The sequence below is a fragment of the Nocardioides sp. genome, assembly GCF_004803405.1.
GTDB lineage: Bacteria > Actinomycetota > Actinomycetes > Propionibacteriales > Nocardioidaceae > Nocardioides > Nocardioides vastitatis.
The window spans coordinates 14292-30865 of sequence record NZ_SSXI01000185.1 but is presented as its reverse complement, the minus strand read 5'-3'; the positions used below and the strand labels follow the sequence as shown (position 1 = coordinate 30865).

General features: G+C 68.2%; 13 protein-coding genes and 1 pseudogene. 8 read left to right on the top strand and 6 right to left on the bottom strand.

Annotated features, from left to right (window positions below; all coding sequences use genetic code 11):
- The first annotated feature begins 53 nt into the window (after nt 1-53).
- The 3 genes from E7Z54_RS13020 to E7Z54_RS13010 all read left to right on the top strand — a co-directional run bounded on the left by E7Z54_RS13020 (nt 54) and on the right by E7Z54_RS13010 (nt 5837).
- On the top strand, nt 54-4115 hold the full coding sequence (locus E7Z54_RS13020) for a polymorphic toxin-type HINT domain-containing protein (protein ID WP_276606226.1): 4062 nt from the start codon (nt 54-56) through the stop codon (nt 4113-4115).
- Nucleotides 4105-4746 (top strand): hypothetical protein, encoded by a 642-nt coding sequence (locus E7Z54_RS13015; protein WP_206056189.1) that lies wholly within the window; start codon nt 4105-4107, stop codon nt 4744-4746. Before E7Z54_RS13020 ends, E7Z54_RS13015 begins: the two co-directional genes overlap by 11 nt.
- A 773-nt stretch (nt 4747-5519) precedes the next feature.
- The gene (locus tag E7Z54_RS13010) at nt 5520-5837 is read left to right on the top strand and encodes an Imm51 family immunity protein (RefSeq protein WP_136434339.1); all 318 of its coding nucleotides are present in this window, start codon (nt 5520-5522) and stop codon (nt 5835-5837) included.
- Nucleotides 5838-5969: 132 nt separating this feature from the next.
- On the opposite strand, the gene lepB is transcribed toward E7Z54_RS13010, so the two are convergent.
- Together lepB and E7Z54_RS13000 are read right to left on the bottom strand one after the other, a co-directional pair.
- On the bottom strand, nt 5970-6710 hold the full coding sequence (gene lepB, locus E7Z54_RS13005) for a signal peptidase I (protein ID WP_168798311.1): 741 nt from the start codon (nt 6708-6710) through the stop codon (nt 5970-5972).
- A complete protein-coding gene (locus E7Z54_RS13000; protein ID WP_136434335.1) occupies nt 6707-7288 on the bottom strand; it encodes an RNA polymerase sigma factor in 582 nt (193 codons plus the stop codon). Before E7Z54_RS13000 ends, lepB begins: the two co-directional genes overlap by 4 nt.
- 482 nt (nt 7289-7770) lie before the next feature.
- Between E7Z54_RS13000 and mobF the strand changes: the two genes are divergently transcribed.
- The 4 genes from mobF (at nt 7771) to E7Z54_RS12980 (ending at nt 12572) form a co-directional block, all read left to right on the top strand.
- Nucleotides 7771-10335, top strand: a complete 2565-nt coding sequence (mobF, locus tag E7Z54_RS12995; RefSeq protein ID WP_136434333.1) for a MobF family relaxase — start codon at nt 7771-7773, stop codon at nt 10333-10335.
- Between the two features lie 313 nt (nt 10336-10648).
- Complete coding sequence (locus E7Z54_RS12990; protein WP_136434332.1) at nt 10649-10888, top strand: hypothetical protein; 240 nt, start codon at nt 10649-10651, stop codon at nt 10886-10888.
- The gene (locus E7Z54_RS12985; protein ID WP_136434330.1) at nt 10881-11078 is read left to right on the top strand and encodes a helix-turn-helix domain-containing protein; all 198 of its coding nucleotides are present in this window, start codon (nt 10881-10883) and stop codon (nt 11076-11078) included. The genes E7Z54_RS12990 and E7Z54_RS12985 overlap by 8 nt, the downstream gene beginning before the upstream one ends.
- A 333-nt stretch (nt 11079-11411) precedes the next feature.
- Nucleotides 11412-12572: a tyrosine-type recombinase/integrase gene (locus E7Z54_RS12980; protein WP_136434328.1), complete on the top strand. Its 1161-nt coding sequence runs from the start codon at nt 11412-11414 to the stop codon at nt 12570-12572.
- Nucleotides 12573-12583: 11 nt separating this feature from the next.
- Here the strand turns inward: E7Z54_RS12980 and E7Z54_RS12975 are convergent, their stop codons facing one another.
- Both E7Z54_RS12975 and E7Z54_RS12970 read right to left on the bottom strand, forming a co-directional pair.
- Entirely contained in the window at nt 12584-13192 is a 609-nt protein-coding gene (locus E7Z54_RS12975; RefSeq protein ID WP_136434326.1) for a nucleotidyl transferase AbiEii/AbiGii toxin family protein, read from the bottom strand.
- Complete coding sequence (locus E7Z54_RS12970; RefSeq protein WP_136434324.1) at nt 13189-13782, bottom strand: helix-turn-helix domain-containing protein; 594 nt, start codon at nt 13780-13782, stop codon at nt 13189-13191. The genes E7Z54_RS12975 and E7Z54_RS12970 overlap by 4 nt, the downstream gene beginning before the upstream one ends.
- A gap of 343 nt (nt 13783-14125) precedes the next feature.
- Between E7Z54_RS12970 and E7Z54_RS12965 the strand changes: the two genes are divergently transcribed.
- Nucleotides 14126-14884 (top strand): class I SAM-dependent methyltransferase, encoded by a 759-nt coding sequence (locus tag E7Z54_RS12965; RefSeq protein WP_136434322.1) that lies wholly within the window; start codon nt 14126-14128, stop codon nt 14882-14884.
- Here E7Z54_RS12965 and E7Z54_RS12960 read toward each other — a convergent pair.
- A pseudogene (locus tag E7Z54_RS12960) lies at nt 14847-15397 on the bottom strand (chorismate-binding protein). The gene E7Z54_RS12965 and the pseudogene E7Z54_RS12960 sit on opposite strands and share 38 nt — an antisense overlap.
- A gap of 265 nt (nt 15398-15662) precedes the next feature.
- Nucleotides 15663-16574, bottom strand: coding sequence for a tyrosine-type recombinase/integrase (locus E7Z54_RS12955; protein WP_136434320.1), 912 nt, complete (start codon nt 16572-16574; stop codon nt 15663-15665).

The following is a 16574-nucleotide window of genomic DNA, read 5'->3' as shown; positions in this document are numbered from 1 at the left end:
CGGCCTAACCCAACCTGTCACCCGTTCGTGCAGCAGACCCCCACGTCACCGATGTGGCGTTGCCGGGTGTTGGTGTGCCGGTGGTGCTGGAACGCACCTACAACTCACTCGACGACACCGCCGGTGTGCTGGGGCGCGGCTGGTCGATGACGTTCCAGCAGGCACTCGTGTTGGAGTCACCGACCTCGGCGGCGTTCGTGTCCGAGGAAGGCCAGGAGATTCGGTTCACCAAGACCGACGGTTCCTGGCAGGGCGCATCGCATGTGACCGCACAGTTGGCCGAGGACGCCGGTGGGTTCACCGTGACGACGCGGGCACAGGTGCGGTTCCGGTTCGACACGGCCGGTCGGTTGTTGTGGATCAGGGACCGCAACGGTGAGGGCGTCACCATCGACCGCGACGACCAGGGTCGGGTCAGCCAGGTCGCCAACGGTCCCCGGAGTCTGGCGTTCACCTACAACGCCCTGCTCGATCGGCTCTCTAAAGTCACCCTGCCGGATGAGCGGACGGTGGAGTACGGCTACACCAACGGATTGTTGACCTCGGTTAAGGATACCGGCGGCAAGACGACCACCTACGGCTACGACGCCCAGGGGCGCTTGGAGTGGGAGAAGGACCCGCGGGGCGCCACGGTGGTGAAGTTGGCCTACGACGCGACCACGGGCAGGGTCAGCGACCAGTGGGATCCCCGCGACGGGCGTTCGCAGTTCGTGTGGGACCCGGTCCGGGAGTCCTCCACCGTGATCGATCCCCGCGGTGGGAAGTGGATCGATGAGTACGTCGACGGGGTTCTCGCGCGGCGGATCGACCCGCTGGGCCGGGCCTGGGCGTTCTCCTACGACGATCAGCTGCGGCTCCTCTCCTCGCGTGACCCGCGTGGCCAGGCCACCCATCTGACCTACAACGCAGCAGGGGACCTGATCGTCTCCAACGGTCCGAACGGCCGAGTGGAGACCACCTACAACGATCGCCACGACCCTCTGCAGGCCGTGAACGCCAAGGGCGTGGTTACCGACTTCACCCACGACGCTGCCGGCAACCTGACCGGCACCACCCGTACCGCACCGGACGGCACCACCCTGACCGAGACGTTCACCGTGAACACCCGGGGCCTGGTCACCGCCGCCACCAACGCCCGCGGCCACACCAGCACCTTCGAGCACAACGCCGCCGGCGACCTGATCAAGACCACCAGTCCGCAGGGGCGGGTCACCACCTCCATCTACGACACGGCTGGTCGGGTCCTGACCACCACCGACCCGGGCGGCAACGCTGCCGGTGCCACCCCGGCCGACCACACCGTCACCTACACCTACAACGGCAACGACCAGGTCACCCGGGCCAGCCATCCGTTGACCGGGGCAACCGACACCGTCTATGACGACGCCGGACGCGCCGTATCGATCACTGACCCCCGCGGCCGGGTGACAACCTTCCGCTATGACGACGCCGGCCACCTCACCTCGGTACAGGGCCCCGACCCCGCGGTCCCGGCAGCAACGTCGACCTACGATGCCGTGGGGAACCTGGCCACCCACACCGATCCGGCCGGCCGCACCGTGTCCTATGCCTACGACCTGGCCGGCCAGACCACCAGCGCCACCGGCCCCGCAGGGACGTTCCTCTACACCTACGAGCGCGGCGGGAAGCTCGCCACCGCGAAACGCAGCGGCGCCGCAGCATCGGCCACCACCACGTTCACCTACGACCAACGCGGCCTGCCCACCAAGATCAACTATGGCGACACCGGTACCCCCGATGTCACCTACACCTACGACCGGCACGGCAACCGCAGCAGCATGCTCGACGGCGCCGGGACCCTCACCTACACCTACGACCCGTTCGACCGCCTCACCGGCGTCACCGGCGGAGGCCGCCCCAGCTACGGCTACGCCTACGACCCAGCCGGCAACCCCATCTCAAGCACCGGCCCCAGCGGCACCCTGAGCTACGCCTACACCCCCGACGGGCTGCTCGACACCGTCACCGACAACCCGACCGACGGTGGCCCGGAGGTCCTGGCCGACTACACCTACAGCCCGCTCGGCCTCCCGGTCCATGCCGATTTGGGCAACGGCACCAGCTGGGACCGGACCTACGACCCACTCGGGCGCCTGACACGGCTGGTCCACAAGCAGCCCGATGACACCACGATCCTGGACGAGACCTACACCCTCGACCCGGCCGGCAATCCGTTCAAGGTCACCCACGACGCCGGCACCGCGGGGGAGAGGGTCGACGCCTACACCTACGACACCCTCGACCGGCTCACCGGCGTCTGCTATGACACCGCCGACTGTGAGAACGCCACCGACTACGTCCGCTGGGCCTACGACCCGGTCGGGAACCGGACCAGCGAGACCCGCCCCACCGGCACCACCACCCTGACCTACCAGCAGGCGACCGGCCGTCTGGTCTCCATCAACGGACCACCCGGAGCGACCAGCCTCACCTACGACGACTACGGCCGCCTCACCGGACGCACCGAAACCCCCACCTCCGGCACCCCGGTCAGCACCACCTATGCCTACACCGAGGCGAACCTCCTCAAGTCCGCCACCACCGACACCCGTGCTGAGACCTTCACCTACGACGGCGACGGCCGCCGCCTCACCACCGCCACCCCCGAGGGCACCACCCGCTACGCGTGGGACCCCCACAGCTACCTCCTCCTGCAACAGGCACACACCCCCGCCGACGGCAGCCCGGCCAGCACGCTGGCCTACCAGTACGGCGAAGGCCTGATCGGCTACACCCCTGGTGACCCCGCCACCGCCGCAGCAGCACAGAGCTACGCCCACACCGACCCCCAGGGCAGCCTGCGTGCCGTCACCGACCCCGGCGGTGCGGTTGACCGCACCAGCACCTGGGAGCCCTACGGCGTCCACCGAACCAAGGACATCTCAGACCCGGCGGCGCCGGCCCCCGGGCTCGGGTGGGCAGGGGAACTGACCAACCCCGACGAGACCGTGCATCTGCGGGCACGCACCTACGACCCGGCCAGCGGCCAGTTCACCAGCCCCGACCCAGCCGCCTCCACCAACGCCTCGGCCACCTACACCTACGCCGGCTCCAACCCCATGACCGGAGCCGACCCCTACGGCCTGTTCATGAGCGGCCTGGCCGACAACATCCGCCAAGCCGCACCGATGATCGCCACCGTCGCCGGCATCGGCGCAATGGTCTTCCCCATCGCCGCACCCGTCCTGGGCCCCATCGCCATCGCGGCCGGCCTCACCTCGGCAGCATTCGCCGCCTACGACGCCTACAACACCTGCGCCACCGGCAAAGGCGCCTGCGGCACCGCCATCCTCAACGCAGCCGCCGAAACGGCCTTCAACCTTCCCGGCGTCGGCACCATCGGCCGAGGACTCAAGTTGGCCAAATCTGCCGCCAAGTCCTGCTCCTTCAGCGGTGACACCACCGTCCTGATGGCCGACGGAACACGCAAGCCGATCAAGGATGTCGAGGTGGGTGACAAGGTCATTGCTACCGATCCAGAGACCGGGGACCAGGAAGCCAAGGCTGTCGAACACGTCTGGATTCATGAAGACACCGTCATCGACCTGGTCGTCGACGGCGAGGTCATTACCACCACCGACGACCACCCGTTCTGGTCAATCACCGACCAGAAGTTTGAACGCGCAGACGAGCTCGGACCGGGCGAGCAGGTCCTCGCTAATGACGGGGAATTGCTCACTGTCGTCGGTCTGACGCCGAAGTCGAGCCGGCAGGCGCTGGCCTACAACCTGACCGTCGAGGGCATCCACACTTACCATGTCGGCGACGGCGCCATCCTCGTGCACAACACGTGCGGCGTGCGGCCGCCCAACCTGTCGCCACAGGGAGCGGGTCGGTCTGGGGCATTCAACCAGGCGAAGCGAGACTCCGGGGTCCCAACGTCAATGAGTCCGACCCGGACGCTGCCAAATCGCGATCGGCGTGGTGTCGTCCAGCCGGGAAGGGCATACGAGTTCGACCTGCCCGCCCCCGGCGGCGGGCAGCGCACGGTCGTAGTTCGCGAAGACGCAGGAGGTCACGTTTACCGGGACGACCCATCACAGAACCGTGGGCCGCACTTCAATACAGAGAGTAAGGGTCACTATGACTACTGACCAGTTGCGGGTGAGCTCGGGCGCGCTATCGGAGTGGCCGATCTTCTCGACCAGCGGACCTGCTCGGGAGTTGGACGTCGTGTCCCTTGAAGCGCGGACTCGCAGCGTGGCACTCGGCGTCGTATCAGACCGGCTCGTGAGTAGCGGAATCTTCCGAGACCTGACTTTGTACCTAGTCGTTGTAGGGGAACTCTTCGACGCCGACAGCAAGCTGGCTGCGGCACTGGCTGCTCGGGCTGGCGCGTGGGGAGATCTGGGTGCGGAGCGTTCAAGTCCGATAGGCCGCGAAGTCGTAGATCGTCGTGTCGATGCTTCCCCAAAGGACTCGCGTTGGGGCCTGAGCGTGCTCGAGCCCGGGGACCTGGCTGAGGCGATCGCCTTCGGCATGCGCCGGCCATCCTTCGTGCTGTGCACGCCTAATGACGAAACGGAGGCATGGTGTAATGCCGTCGTGCGGCGTGCCATGGCCGAAGGCATGGGGAGGGACTCACTGCTCGTAGCGGGCGTTGAGCTCCTTCGAACCCAGGACGTACTGATGCGGAGTTATGGACGTTTCGATGATCTTCCAGGCATCGACCTCATTGGTACCCCCACTTCTGTTGCTGGTCTTGCCGCGCGCCTTCATGCGTGACTCACCGACTCGTGCACACTGCCCGTGTTGCCTGCAGCCACTTCCCTGCAGTGTGTTGCGAAAGCAGGGGAGGGGGAGCCCGGTTCAACGGGGCGCCGGGACCGAGCGCGGCCACGCCGGACCGACGCCCCTCTACGGCTTGACAGTCATAGGCGGCGGAATGGGCTACCTCCCCACCGAGCGGATCGCGGCATGAGCGGACTTTTCGCGTTCGAGCCCCACCGCTAGTCGGTGGGAGTCAGCCGCAGCACAACGTACTCAGCGAACTCACGCGGAAAGAGACTGACCTGAACACGCAGCACACCCGGAGGAACGTCGAGAACCCGCTCGTTCTCGGCGTCGCCAATGGTGAGACGACCGGTTTCGCAGCGAAGGGAGCTCTCAAAGTCAACAGCGGCGCCGTCAGGCGACTCCGCGAACGCTACGACTACCCGAACCTGGGCCTCTGGCAAGCCCAAGTCGCTTGGCCAACCCTCGGGCTCCTCGATGTCCTGGCTGTGCCGTACCTGCACGGCTAACGCTGTGTCAGTGGCGGTTGCTACGTCAGCGCTCACGTCGTCAGGCAAGTGCCAGCTATGCGCAGGGTCGAACGCGGTGAGCAACCCCCATCGGAATGGCTGCGACCACTGGATTTCGGGTCGGGGTGCTGAACTCACGGGCCTAACTTCGCACAGACGCGTGCTCATCGGGCACGACCGCGCGGCATGAGCGTGCGCTTCGCCCGACACGACTTCTCAGAACGTTGGGCACCTCTCCGGAAGTAGCCTTGCGACATGGCTGGTATGCGACTGGACAAGATCGAGGGCCAGCACTCGCTGAGCTTTGAGTGCAGCACGCCCGTCGACGACGACGTTGCCGCTTTGGGAGATGAAGCCAACGGCCACTTTTGGGAGGCCGTCGCAACCTTCATTGCGCCGAGCTTCGTCGACAAACTTGAGCTCGACTCGGAAGGGTCCATGTTCGCGGCCTATGGGAAGCGTCGTCACCTTCGCCGACTCCGGCGCGAGCTGAAGCCGCTAACCGAGGATCCTCAGCAACTACGCCAAGTGTTGGCACGGGCGCAACGAGAAGGATTTGTGATCGAGGGCTGACAGTCGTCGGATGCGACAGTCCGGACTGCTCCGCCGGACCTCGGCATGAGCGGGCACATCTGAGGGACGTCCGACGAGCGGCGGTTTGACGCATACAAGCGCACGGCTTGCGGCAGATCCGGACGTTCTGCGTCAGCCTTGAGTCGAAGCCGGTGGCACCGGGGTCTCGGGGTCGACTTCGTAGTCGTCCGGGATGTGGTGGCGTGGGGCGCCCTCAACTGGCCATACCTTCGCGCCGTCGTCCACGACGGCGACCACTACGCCGTTGACGTCCGCTGCGGGCACTGGCCCCAACATGCGTGAGTCGACAGCGACGTTCCGCGCATCTCCGAGGAGGAAGAGGGCATTGTCAGGAACCTTCACGGTGCCAAAGGGCTGGGTTCGAAGTCCCGCCACGTAGGAATTGGCGATGGGCCGCCCGTTGACTGTGAGCGTGCACGAGGATGAGGAGCTCGTGGCGGGACACGCGACTGTGTCACCTGCGGTGCCGACGACTCGAAGCACCGACTGCACGTCCCGGCCGTCGATGTCGAGCGCGACCTGAACGACGTCGAGCGCCACGGGCTCAAGATCGCGGTTGACGACGACCGACGACCCCACCGGCACAGTGGACTCCATGACCGCGCTCGGCTGCCTGTACTCGTAGTAGGGACCGCCACCGACGGTCGCTGCGGCCACAGATCCGACGAGGACGGCACCAGCGGCGGCACCACCTAGCATGCGGCGGCTTCGGCGGCGCTTCGTCGCGCGGTGCAGCACTGTGGCGGCTAGCCACGAAGAGGCGACACTCTGCGAGTAGGCCGTCCCAGCCAGGTCTCGAAGGGCCTTCTCGGCGTCGCTGCCGGGCTTCTCGGTGCTCGTGTCGGCGCTCATGCTGGGGCTCCTTCGTAGGGGTCGCGACATTCAGCGGGCTGGCGGTAAGCGGGTCCGTAGCCGTCTGGGCCGGAGCCGGGTTGAGCGGCTCGATGACGCTCGTAGTTCACGCGTAGTCGCTCAAGTCCTCGCGCGAGGTTGCTCTTCACGGTTCCGCGCGCGCAATGCATCAGCGCCGCCGTCTCTGCCTCGGAACAGCCCTCGACCACTCGGAGCACGACGGTCACTCGCTGGCGTGGTGGGAGGCCCGCGAGGAGTTCCTCGATGGACTCTCGCACGGCCATGGCGCTGGGTTGGTCCTCGACCGGGTTGTCCGCCGCCCGCCCGGAGGCGGTGAGCATCGGGATGAGGTGCCTGCGTCTTGCGCGGTCTCGGGCGATGTTGACGAGGGCCTTGCGGACGTAGGCCGTGGGGGCGTCGAGGTCACGGTGCCAGTGCTTGGTCAGCCTCATCAACGCAACCTGGAGTGCGTCCTCGGCCTCTCCACGGTCACCGATCAGAAGTTGCGCGAAGGCGAGCAGGCGCGGGCTGGAACTCATCACGTACTCCGTGAACGCCTGCTCATCGTCGCTGTTCATGACCCGTTTGAACGAGGACCTTCCGTGATCGGTTGCACTGCGGATACGACAGGTTCGCATCAGCAGATGACTGGAGGACGAATTCGGCACGGGGTGGCGCTGACTGAACGGCAATGCTGCCTGTCAGCGGCCGGGGCTGTATCGCCGAGTGCGGTAGGGCACGCACCTCCAACGGCGTCTCCCTGGTACTCGCTGCGGTTAGTACACCGGGTCGGCTGATCGGCCGCCCGCTCATCGGCAGATCCGGATGTCACCTCGATCAACCCAGCCAACCCCGTACACGCGCCAGTCTCGCAGCAGCTCGACAGCGCGAGTGCCGATCAGTGACGACTCTGGAAGCCAGTCGCCGGATCAGCCTGCCGAGACCCACAAAGTGAGCGGCACGCATGCTACGAAGGTCCGTAGATCGGTCCGCCCCTCGGGGCGGGCCGAGCGTCATTTCAAGGCTAAGTGACGACTACTGACGGGCGGTGACGAGGCCGATGCGCGGTGGAGTCAAGTTCTACCGCGGCTCCGCGTCCGCCGCGCGCTCCTACGTCGAGGCCGACCACTCGCGCGCCGACGACTACTACCTCGCCGAGGGCACCGGGGTGGCCGAGCGATACGTCGCCACGACTCTCCCGGCGGTGGGGGGACGCGGTGTTTCCGCAGTTCAGCACGGGGGGACGCTGGATGGCGATGCCTACGAGCGGTGGGTGGCCGGCTACGACGTGATGACCGGTGCGGCCAAGGGCCGGCTGCGTGACGACGCACGCGCGCTGCGGTTCGTCGAGGTCGTCATCAACGGGCCGAAGTCCTGGTCGCTGGCGGCAGCACTTCACCCCGAGATCGCGACGGCGTACGACGCGGCGATGGATCGGGCGGCTGGTGAGGTGATCGGTTGGGTGGCCGAGCACGCCACCACGCGGGTCGGGCCACGGGGTCGGCAGGTGCAGGTCCCGGTGGAGATGGTCGAGGCGGCCGTCGTGCGCCACTACACCTCGCGGGCCGGCGACCCGCACCGCCACCTGCACGTGCAGATCAACGCGCGGGTCTTCGCGGCCGGTGGGTGGCGTGGACTGCACTCGGTCGGTGTCGTGGACAGCATCGAGGCGCTGAACGGGATCGGGCATGCGGCCGTGATGTGTGACCCGGAGTTCCGAGCGGCTCTTGCCGGGCGTGGTTACACGCTCGGCGACGACGGTGAGATCCAGCAGCTCGCGCCGTACGCCGGCGGGTTCAGTCAGCGCTCGGCACAGATCAACCGCAACGTCGACCGATACGAGGCCGACTGGCGTGCCGAGCATTCCGGTCAGGAGCCTGGGCCGCGTCTGCGCCGTAGCTGGGACCGACGTGCGTGGGCCGATGCGCGGCCGGACAAGGTCGTTCCCCGCAGCGGCGCCGACCTCGTCGCCGCGTGGAACAACGAACTGAGCGTCCTCGGCTTCACCCCACCGACCACCCAGGCGGCCAACCCGGTGACTGAGCCGGGTCTGCAGATTGGTCGGCTCAACCGCGACGTCGCCGCCGACCTCGTGCTCACCCGGCTCGGCGCGAAGCGGTCGGCGTGGAACGCACCGGACATCCGTGGCGAGGTCGAACGATTGATCGCCTCCGTCGGGGTCGTCGCCGAAGCAGCGGTCCGGCACGAGCTGGTCGAAGACATCGCCGAGCGTGCCCGGACACGGTGCGTGCCGCTGCTGGAGCGAGGTGACGTCCCCGAGCACGTCCGCAGCCTGACGTCCGAACGGGTCCTCGCCGTCGAAGCCGACCTCATCGACACCCTTGCTGCACGCGCCCAGCAGGCGGTGACCGGCGCGGTCCGGCTCCGCGGGATCGACCACCTCGACCCCGCGCAACAGCGAGTTGTCGCAGCGCTGGCCGGCGACGCCGGTCTGCTCGTGATCGAAGGCGCCGCCGGCACTGGCAAGACCACGACGCTGGCCGCCGCACGCGAGGTCCTCGATGACGCCGACCGTCGACTGGTGGTGGTCACCCCTACCCTCAAGGCTGCCCAAGCGGCGCGGCAGCAGGTCGGGGCTGAGGCCTTCTCCGCCGCCTGGCTCATCCACCAACACGGCTACCGCTGGGATGACGACGGCCACTGGTCGCAGACCGACGCCGCACCCGAGGCCCGCGCACGGCTGCTCCCCGGCGACGTCCTCCTCATCGACGAGGCCGGCATGCTCGACCAGGACACCGCCCACGCGCTGTTCGCCATCGCCGACCGATCCCACGCCACCATCGCGCTCCTCGGCGACCGCCACCAACTCCCAGCTGTCGGCCGCGGCGGCGTCCTCGACCTCGCAGCACGCTGGGTGTCACCCCAAGCGCACCACGAGCTCCAGTCGGTCCACCGGTTCAGCGACCCCGCCTACGCCGACCTCAGCCTGCTCATGCGCTCTGGTGAGCGCCCTGGTGGCGTCTTCAACGCCCTCCTCGAGCGAGGCCAGATCGTCCTTCACGCCAGCGAGGTCGAACGCACCGCAGCCCTCGCCGCCATCGGCGCCAACTGTGCTGACAAGGATGACCAGCTGGTCATCGCCGACACCCGCGACCAGGTCGCTGCGCTCAACGCGGCCATCCGCGACCGCCGCCACGGCGTCGGAGAACACGGTGGTGAGCAATCTGGTGACCGAGCTGGTGAGCCCATCACGCGTCGTGGTGAGCGGATCGGTCTCGGCGACCGAGTCGCCACCCGCCGCAACGACCGCGCCCTGGCCGTCGCCAACCGGGACACCTGGACCGTCGCCGGGATCGGCGACGACGGCAGCCTGCTCGTCACCGGCCGCGCCGGCCAACGCGCGCTCCCCGCCGAGTACGTCCGCGAGCACGTCGAGCTCGCATTCACCACCACCGCCTACGGAGCACAAGGCGAGACCGTCGACGCCGCACACTTCGCCCTCGGAGAGACGACCGGCGCCGCCTCGGCGTACGTCGCCATGACCCGCGGCCGTCACCACAACACCGCCCACCTCGTCGCCGAATCCGTCGACGACGCCCGAAGTCAATGGGTCGACGTCTTCAACCGCGACCGCGCCGACCTCGGCCCCAGGCACGCCGCCTAGAGGGCCGCGGACGACATCGACCGGTACGGACCCAGTGCGCCGCCACCTCCCACCGGACTGCAGGCCGCGGCGCTGCGGGAGGGCGCTCCGCGCCGGCCCGACCCCCAGCCGATCCCGACCTCCCACGGCATCGGTCGCTGACCAACTTCCTCGCCTCGAGTGATCGCCCGGAAGGGCCTCGATGACATAGGAGACCAGGAGAGGCTCCGGTCTCGACAGCAGCGGTCACAGACGTCCGATCCGCCGAGCCCGCGGTTGCTTCTCCAGATAGGCGTCGCCGAACCCGTCGGCGGCCACGACGAGAGGCGAAGTGATGGTGACACCCATCGGCATCCCGGACGACTGGGACGACAACAACCTCATCCTGTTCGAGGAGTTCTGCGAACTCATCCGCACACCGCAGCGCACCGTCCGCGACTGGCGCCGGCGCGGCGTCGGCCCGCGATGGACCCGCTTCCAGGGAGTGGGCCGGCTCTACATCACCGTCGCCGAGGCCCGACGCTTCCTCGCCTCGGCCACCGTCCCACGCCCGGAGGTACGTTTCGATGGCTGAGCGACGCTCCATCCCGGTCTACCTCAGTCTGGAGGAGGCGGCCGAGGCCATGTCGGTCTCGGTCAAGACCATCCGCCGCTGGATCGCAGCCGGCACGCTCCCGGCCTACCGCTGCGGCAAACGCGCCATCCGGATCAAGCTCGACGATCTCGAGGCCGCGCCTCGGCAGATCCCCTCAGCGCGATGCTGAGGGCGGGCCGTGACGGGCGGCGACCGAACCAACCGACCCAACGACCCAGCACCCGTTGGCAGTTGGCGGCCGAAACCAGGAGCGAGCTTGTTGCACGTATGTTGCACGTGACATGTAATGAGGTCTTTAAAAGGGCCTCTGACCTGCGGTTTCGCTGGTGGGCGATACTGGGTTTGAACTTTTGAGAGACGGGGTACCACGACCTCCCGTCAGACGTCCAGTTTTCGTGTAAAGTCGCAGGTCAGAGCGCATATGGGCCGAAGACAGGTCCGGACAGCTCTGGACACGAAATGACGGCTATATTCCCCGCCTATTCCCCGAAAGGCGATACTAATGGTGCAAAAGATCGCGGCGGCGGCCAGGGCGAGGCGCGGCTTCGGACGGGTCGAGCGGCGGGCGAACGGCCGCTACCGCGCGGCCTACACGGGCCCGGACCGGCAGCTCTACCGGGCGCCGATGACCTTTGGATCGAAGGATGACGCGATCGCCTGGCTCTCGGCCCGGCGTGCCGAGATCGAGATGCAGGTCTGGGCGCCCGAGGTCGCTGCCCGGGGAGTGGCCAGTCGGACCGTGCCGACGTTCCAGGCGTACGCCGACGTCTGGCTCGAGACTCGCAAGACCAAGGGCCGCGAGCTCCGGCCCACGACCCGCAGTCAGTACCGGATGCTGCTCGACAAGTTCATCTACCCGACCTTCGGCGAGACGCGCATCGACAGGATCTCGAACGAGGACGTGAACGACTGGTACGACGTTGTCGCGCCGGGACGGGAGACAATCCGCGCCCAGTCCTACAGCCTGCTCCGCACGATCTTCGCCAGCGCCGCCTCGGAGCGTCCTCATCCGCTGATCCCGTACAACCCTGCCCATATCCGGGGCGCGGGCAACACCAAGCGGGCTCATCACGTCCAGCCCGCGACGCTCGAGGAGCTCCAGACGATCGTTGAGGAGCTGCCCGACCGCTACAAGCTGATGGCTTTGCTGGCTGCGTGGTGTGCGATGAGGTTCGGCGAGCTGGCCGAACTGCGTCGCGGCGACATAGACCTGCGCACCAATCGCGTCAAGATCCGCAGGGGAGTGGTCCGCGTCGACGGTGAGTTCATCGTCGGTGCTCCCAAGAGTGACGCCGGGAGCCGCGACGTGGCAATCCCGCCGCACTTGGTGCCGCTCGTCAAGGACCACCTGGCCAACCACACCGCGCCTGGCAGGGACGCCCTGCTCTTCCCGGCAGCCACGGACGGAAACCGGCACATGGCGCCGGCGACTCTCTACAAGGTCTACTACCCGGCCCGTGAGGCAGCCGGTCGGAAGGATCTCCGCTGGCACGACCTCCGCCACACCGGCGCGGTGATGGCCGCCCAGACCGGCGCGACGCTTGCCGAGTTGATGGGGCGGCTCGGCCACACGACGCCCGGCGCCGCCATGCGATACCAGCACGCCGCCGCTGACCGCGACGCTGAGATCGCCCGACGTTTGTCCGCGCTCGCGGGGGAGTAGGGGCGCCGCGGCTACTGGTTGCTGTCGCGCAGCGACTGGGCGAATTCCTGCGCCCACCGGCCGATGGCCAACGCCTCGGTGCGGGTGGCGTCAGGATCGTCGCCGGGGACGTTAAGCACCGTCGCGAGGAGCCCTTCGCCGCTGTAGACGCGCTCGAGCAGTTCCGCGTAGTCCTCCGCGGTGGCGTCGACCATCTCCAGATGCTCGATCAAGAGTCGGATGTCGGGTCGATCCTTACGGCGGAGAGCGACGAGCTTCATGGCGAGCACGTGCTCCGGTGGCGCGACGTGCACGGTGAGTCCCGGGTCCGTTGGTCGCTGTCGGGCAGCCTTCGGCCGGGGAGGAACCCAGGGCCCGGCCGCGTCGTTGAGCCAGCGGTCAGCCAGACCGTACTTGCCTGCTATGGCCCGGGCTTCCTCGGCGACCGCGCGGTGACTGGCGAGGGCATCGATGTCGGGCGTGACGCCATCTCGTCCGTAGGCAAGCGCCATCGCAGCGCCGCCGACGACGTAGACACTCGCTGCCACCCCGCACTCCCGCAGGCGCTCATCGAGCTCTGCCAGCAGGACCCGCATCGCCTTCGCATCGAGCTCGAGTGACCCGTGGGCGCGGTCGGTCACAGGGTGACCAGGTCCTTCTCAGCGATGAAGATGTTGCGCTCGGCTAGCCAATCAGGAGTCTCACCCTTGATCTCACTCGCGCTTAGCCGAGGGGTGTCGAGGACCCACTCGGTGGCGAGTTTCGGAGCCTCCGTCCATGGGGGCGCGGGCAGCCCAGCCTCCGTGAACTCGTGGCTGACGAAGGCGGCGAGCAGCGCTCTCCAACGCTCCGCCACGTTGGCAGGCGGTTGGATCTCCCACGTGGCCGCGAGCGACCTGTGGCGATGCAGGGTGTCGCGTAGCCGGTCCCGAGCCTCCAGAGCAAGTGCGTAGGTCCAGTCGTCGTCATGCTTGCTGTCGGCACGGCGGATCGACTCCATCGCGTCGAGGATGGTGGGAACGCTGTCTCGTCGAGCCTGCCGTAGCGCGTTGGCGATCCGCTCGGCTCGGAGAAGGAACGCTGCGGACGGTGCGACTCTCCCGGTGCGGTAGGACGACAACCGCGACGCTGACGTGCCAAGGGCGTGCGCGAACCGCCGCAACGATAGGCCGCTGGCGGCGACAGCGGCGTCCAGACGGTCGACGACTGCCTGCGTGTCTTGATCGACCATAGCTTCATCGTACTCGACGTGTTGTCAGATCGGACAACAAAGGCTGTGTGGGATGGCTCGCTCTGCTGGCACCCTTAGCGGCAGATAGACGCGCGCATCACGGTTCGAGAGGACGGTCATGCGGAGTGTGTTGTTCGCAAAGCTGTCGCGCCCGCGCATACGGCCTCAGCATGTTCAGTGAGCAGGAGTACGTCCGAAAGATTGAGGCGACGTTCGACGACCGTCGTGCTGCCGGGCTCCTCCTTCCCGCACGGCGCGAGCTCCGAGCGCCGCGGTACGAGCGGCAGCTGACCGGGGGCCCCGAGGGCTCCCGCCGGGCCCCTCCGAGCCCTAGAGTGGATAGATGTTTTTCGACGTCACCGCCGACGCCTACGGCCGGTTCATGGGGAGATACTCCGAGCCGTTGGCCGATCAGCTCGTGGCGATGGCCGGCCTGCGGGCCACCGACCGAGTGCTCGACGTGGGCTGCGGACCGGGGGCGCTGACCGCACGGCTGGTCGCCGTCGCCGGCACCGGCCGGGTCACCGCGATCGACCCGTCCTCGTCGTTCGTCGCCGCCGTCGCCGCCCGCCTGCCGGGCGTGGACGTCCGTGAGGCGAGTGCCGAGGCGCTGCCGTTTCCCGACCACGGGTTCGATGCGACGTTGGCCCAGCTGGTGGTGCACTTCATGAGCGACCCGGTGGCGGGCCTGCGCGAGATGGCCCGGGTCACGCGTCCGGGCGGTCCGGTGGTCGCCTCGGTATGGGACCACGGCGGCGGCCGAGGACCGTCGTCGCCGTTCTGGCGAGGTGTCGCGGACGTCCACCCCGGCGCGCTCGACGAGAGCGACCCCCCCGGCTCACGCGAGGGCCACCTGGGCCAGCTCTTCGAGGACGCCGGCCTGGGCGACCTCGACGAGACGGTGCTCACCGTGACCGTGCCGTACGAGAGCTTCGAGGAGTGGTGGGAGCCCTACACCTCCGGGGTCGGGCCGGCCGGCGCCTACGTCGACCGGCTGGACGAGGCGGACCGGCAGCGGGTGCGTGACGCGTGCGCGGCGCAGCTGCCCCCGGCCCCCTTCGAAGTCACGGCGTCGGCGTGGACGGTGCGCGGGCGGGCCTAGCCGACTCCGTCGTGGGTCCGTCGAAGACCCGCAGCAACCGCTCCGCCTTCCAGCGGGACTCGGCGTACTCCTCGGCGACGTCGGAGTGGACCGTGATCCCGCCGCCGGTCCCGAGCAGGTAGCGCCCGTCGCCGCTGGTGGTCAGCGACCTGATCACCACCCCGAGGTCGGCCCGCCCGTCGGCGGACACCCAGCCGAAGGCGCCGGCGTAGGCGCCGCGGGCACTGCTCTCCACCTCCTCGATGATCTGCATGGTGCGCAGCTTCGGCGCCCCGGTCATCGAGCCGGCCGGGAAGAGGGTGCGCAGTGCGCCGACGGTGCCCACGCCGTCGACGAGGCGCCCGGAGACCGTGGAGACCAGCTGAGCACGGTCGCGTAGGACTCGACCTCCATCAGCGCCGGCACCGCGACGCTGCCCGGCGCACACACCCTCGCCAGGTCGTTGCGGAGCAGGTCGACGATCATCAGGTTCTCGGCGCGGAACTTGGGCTCGCTGGCCAACCGGAAGCGCAGCAGCGCGTCCTCGTCGGCATCGGCACCACGCGGTGTCGGTGCGGCGAGCCGACGACGACGCGGGCGCGCTCGTCGACGGGGCGCTCGAGCTCGCGGTCGCGGGTGGGCATGCCGTCACCGCGGCCCGCCTCAAGCGGCTGAGGGAGCTCACCACCTGACCCGATGAGCAGCGAACGGTACGGCGAGGACCCTCAGCGCGCCCATAGTGGGCGGCAAGGACGCGGAAGCTGGCGGGGACCGCTGGGGCAGCGCCCGGTCGTTCAGTTCAGACGCCGGCGACGTAGGCGGTCAGGAAGTGGACGCCGTGGCGGTCGAGATTGCCGCGTGCACGGTCGTAATGTTCGGTGGTGCGGGGATCGGCGTGCCGGGCCAAAATCTGGGCGTCCCGCAACGGTACGCCGGCGTCGAGGGCGTTGGTGATCGCGGCGTGGCGCAGCGAGTGCGGGCTGATGTGGCGTGGGATGCCGGCCGTCTTCGCGATCCGGGCGACCATCCGATAGCAGTCGCGTCGGTCGATCGGCTTGCCCGACTGCGGCCTCAGGACCAGCGATCCTTCGGTGCGTTCGCCACGGCAAGCCTCCAGGACGCGCAGCACCGGGACGGTCAGCGGCATAGTCGCGCGCTTGTTGCCCTTGCCCACCAGGTGCAGCACTCGGTGCCCGCGCAGGGTCTCGCGGTAGTCCTCGATCCGCACCGCGGCAGCCTCCGAAGCACGCAACGCGTTGATGCCGAGCAGGTAGGCCAGCGCGCCGTGGTGCACGGTGATGGTCTGGGCGACCTGTAGAAACCGGATCAGCTCCAGTCGGTCCAGGCCCTGTGTACGTGTCTCGTCTTGGTGGATCTTCGGCAGCCGGGCGTAGACCGCCGGGTCGGCGGGGATCAGTCCGTCGATGTGAGCGAACCGGAAGAAGCCGCGAACGCCGTGCATCATCGTGGCGACCGAGGAAGGCCTCAGACCGCCCTCGGCGAGCTGCCGGATGTACAGCTCCACGTGGGCGCGCTGGATGCCGACCAGCGGGTCGAGCCGGTTGGTCTCGCACCAAGCGAACCATCGCCGCAGCTGGTAGGCGTACAACTGGTGAGTGTGGCCGGTGTATCGGGCGAGGTAGGAGACGGCGGCCAGCTGAGCCGGTGTCATCGCGTCAGGCTGGAACGGCAGCAGGATCGTGTTGGACAT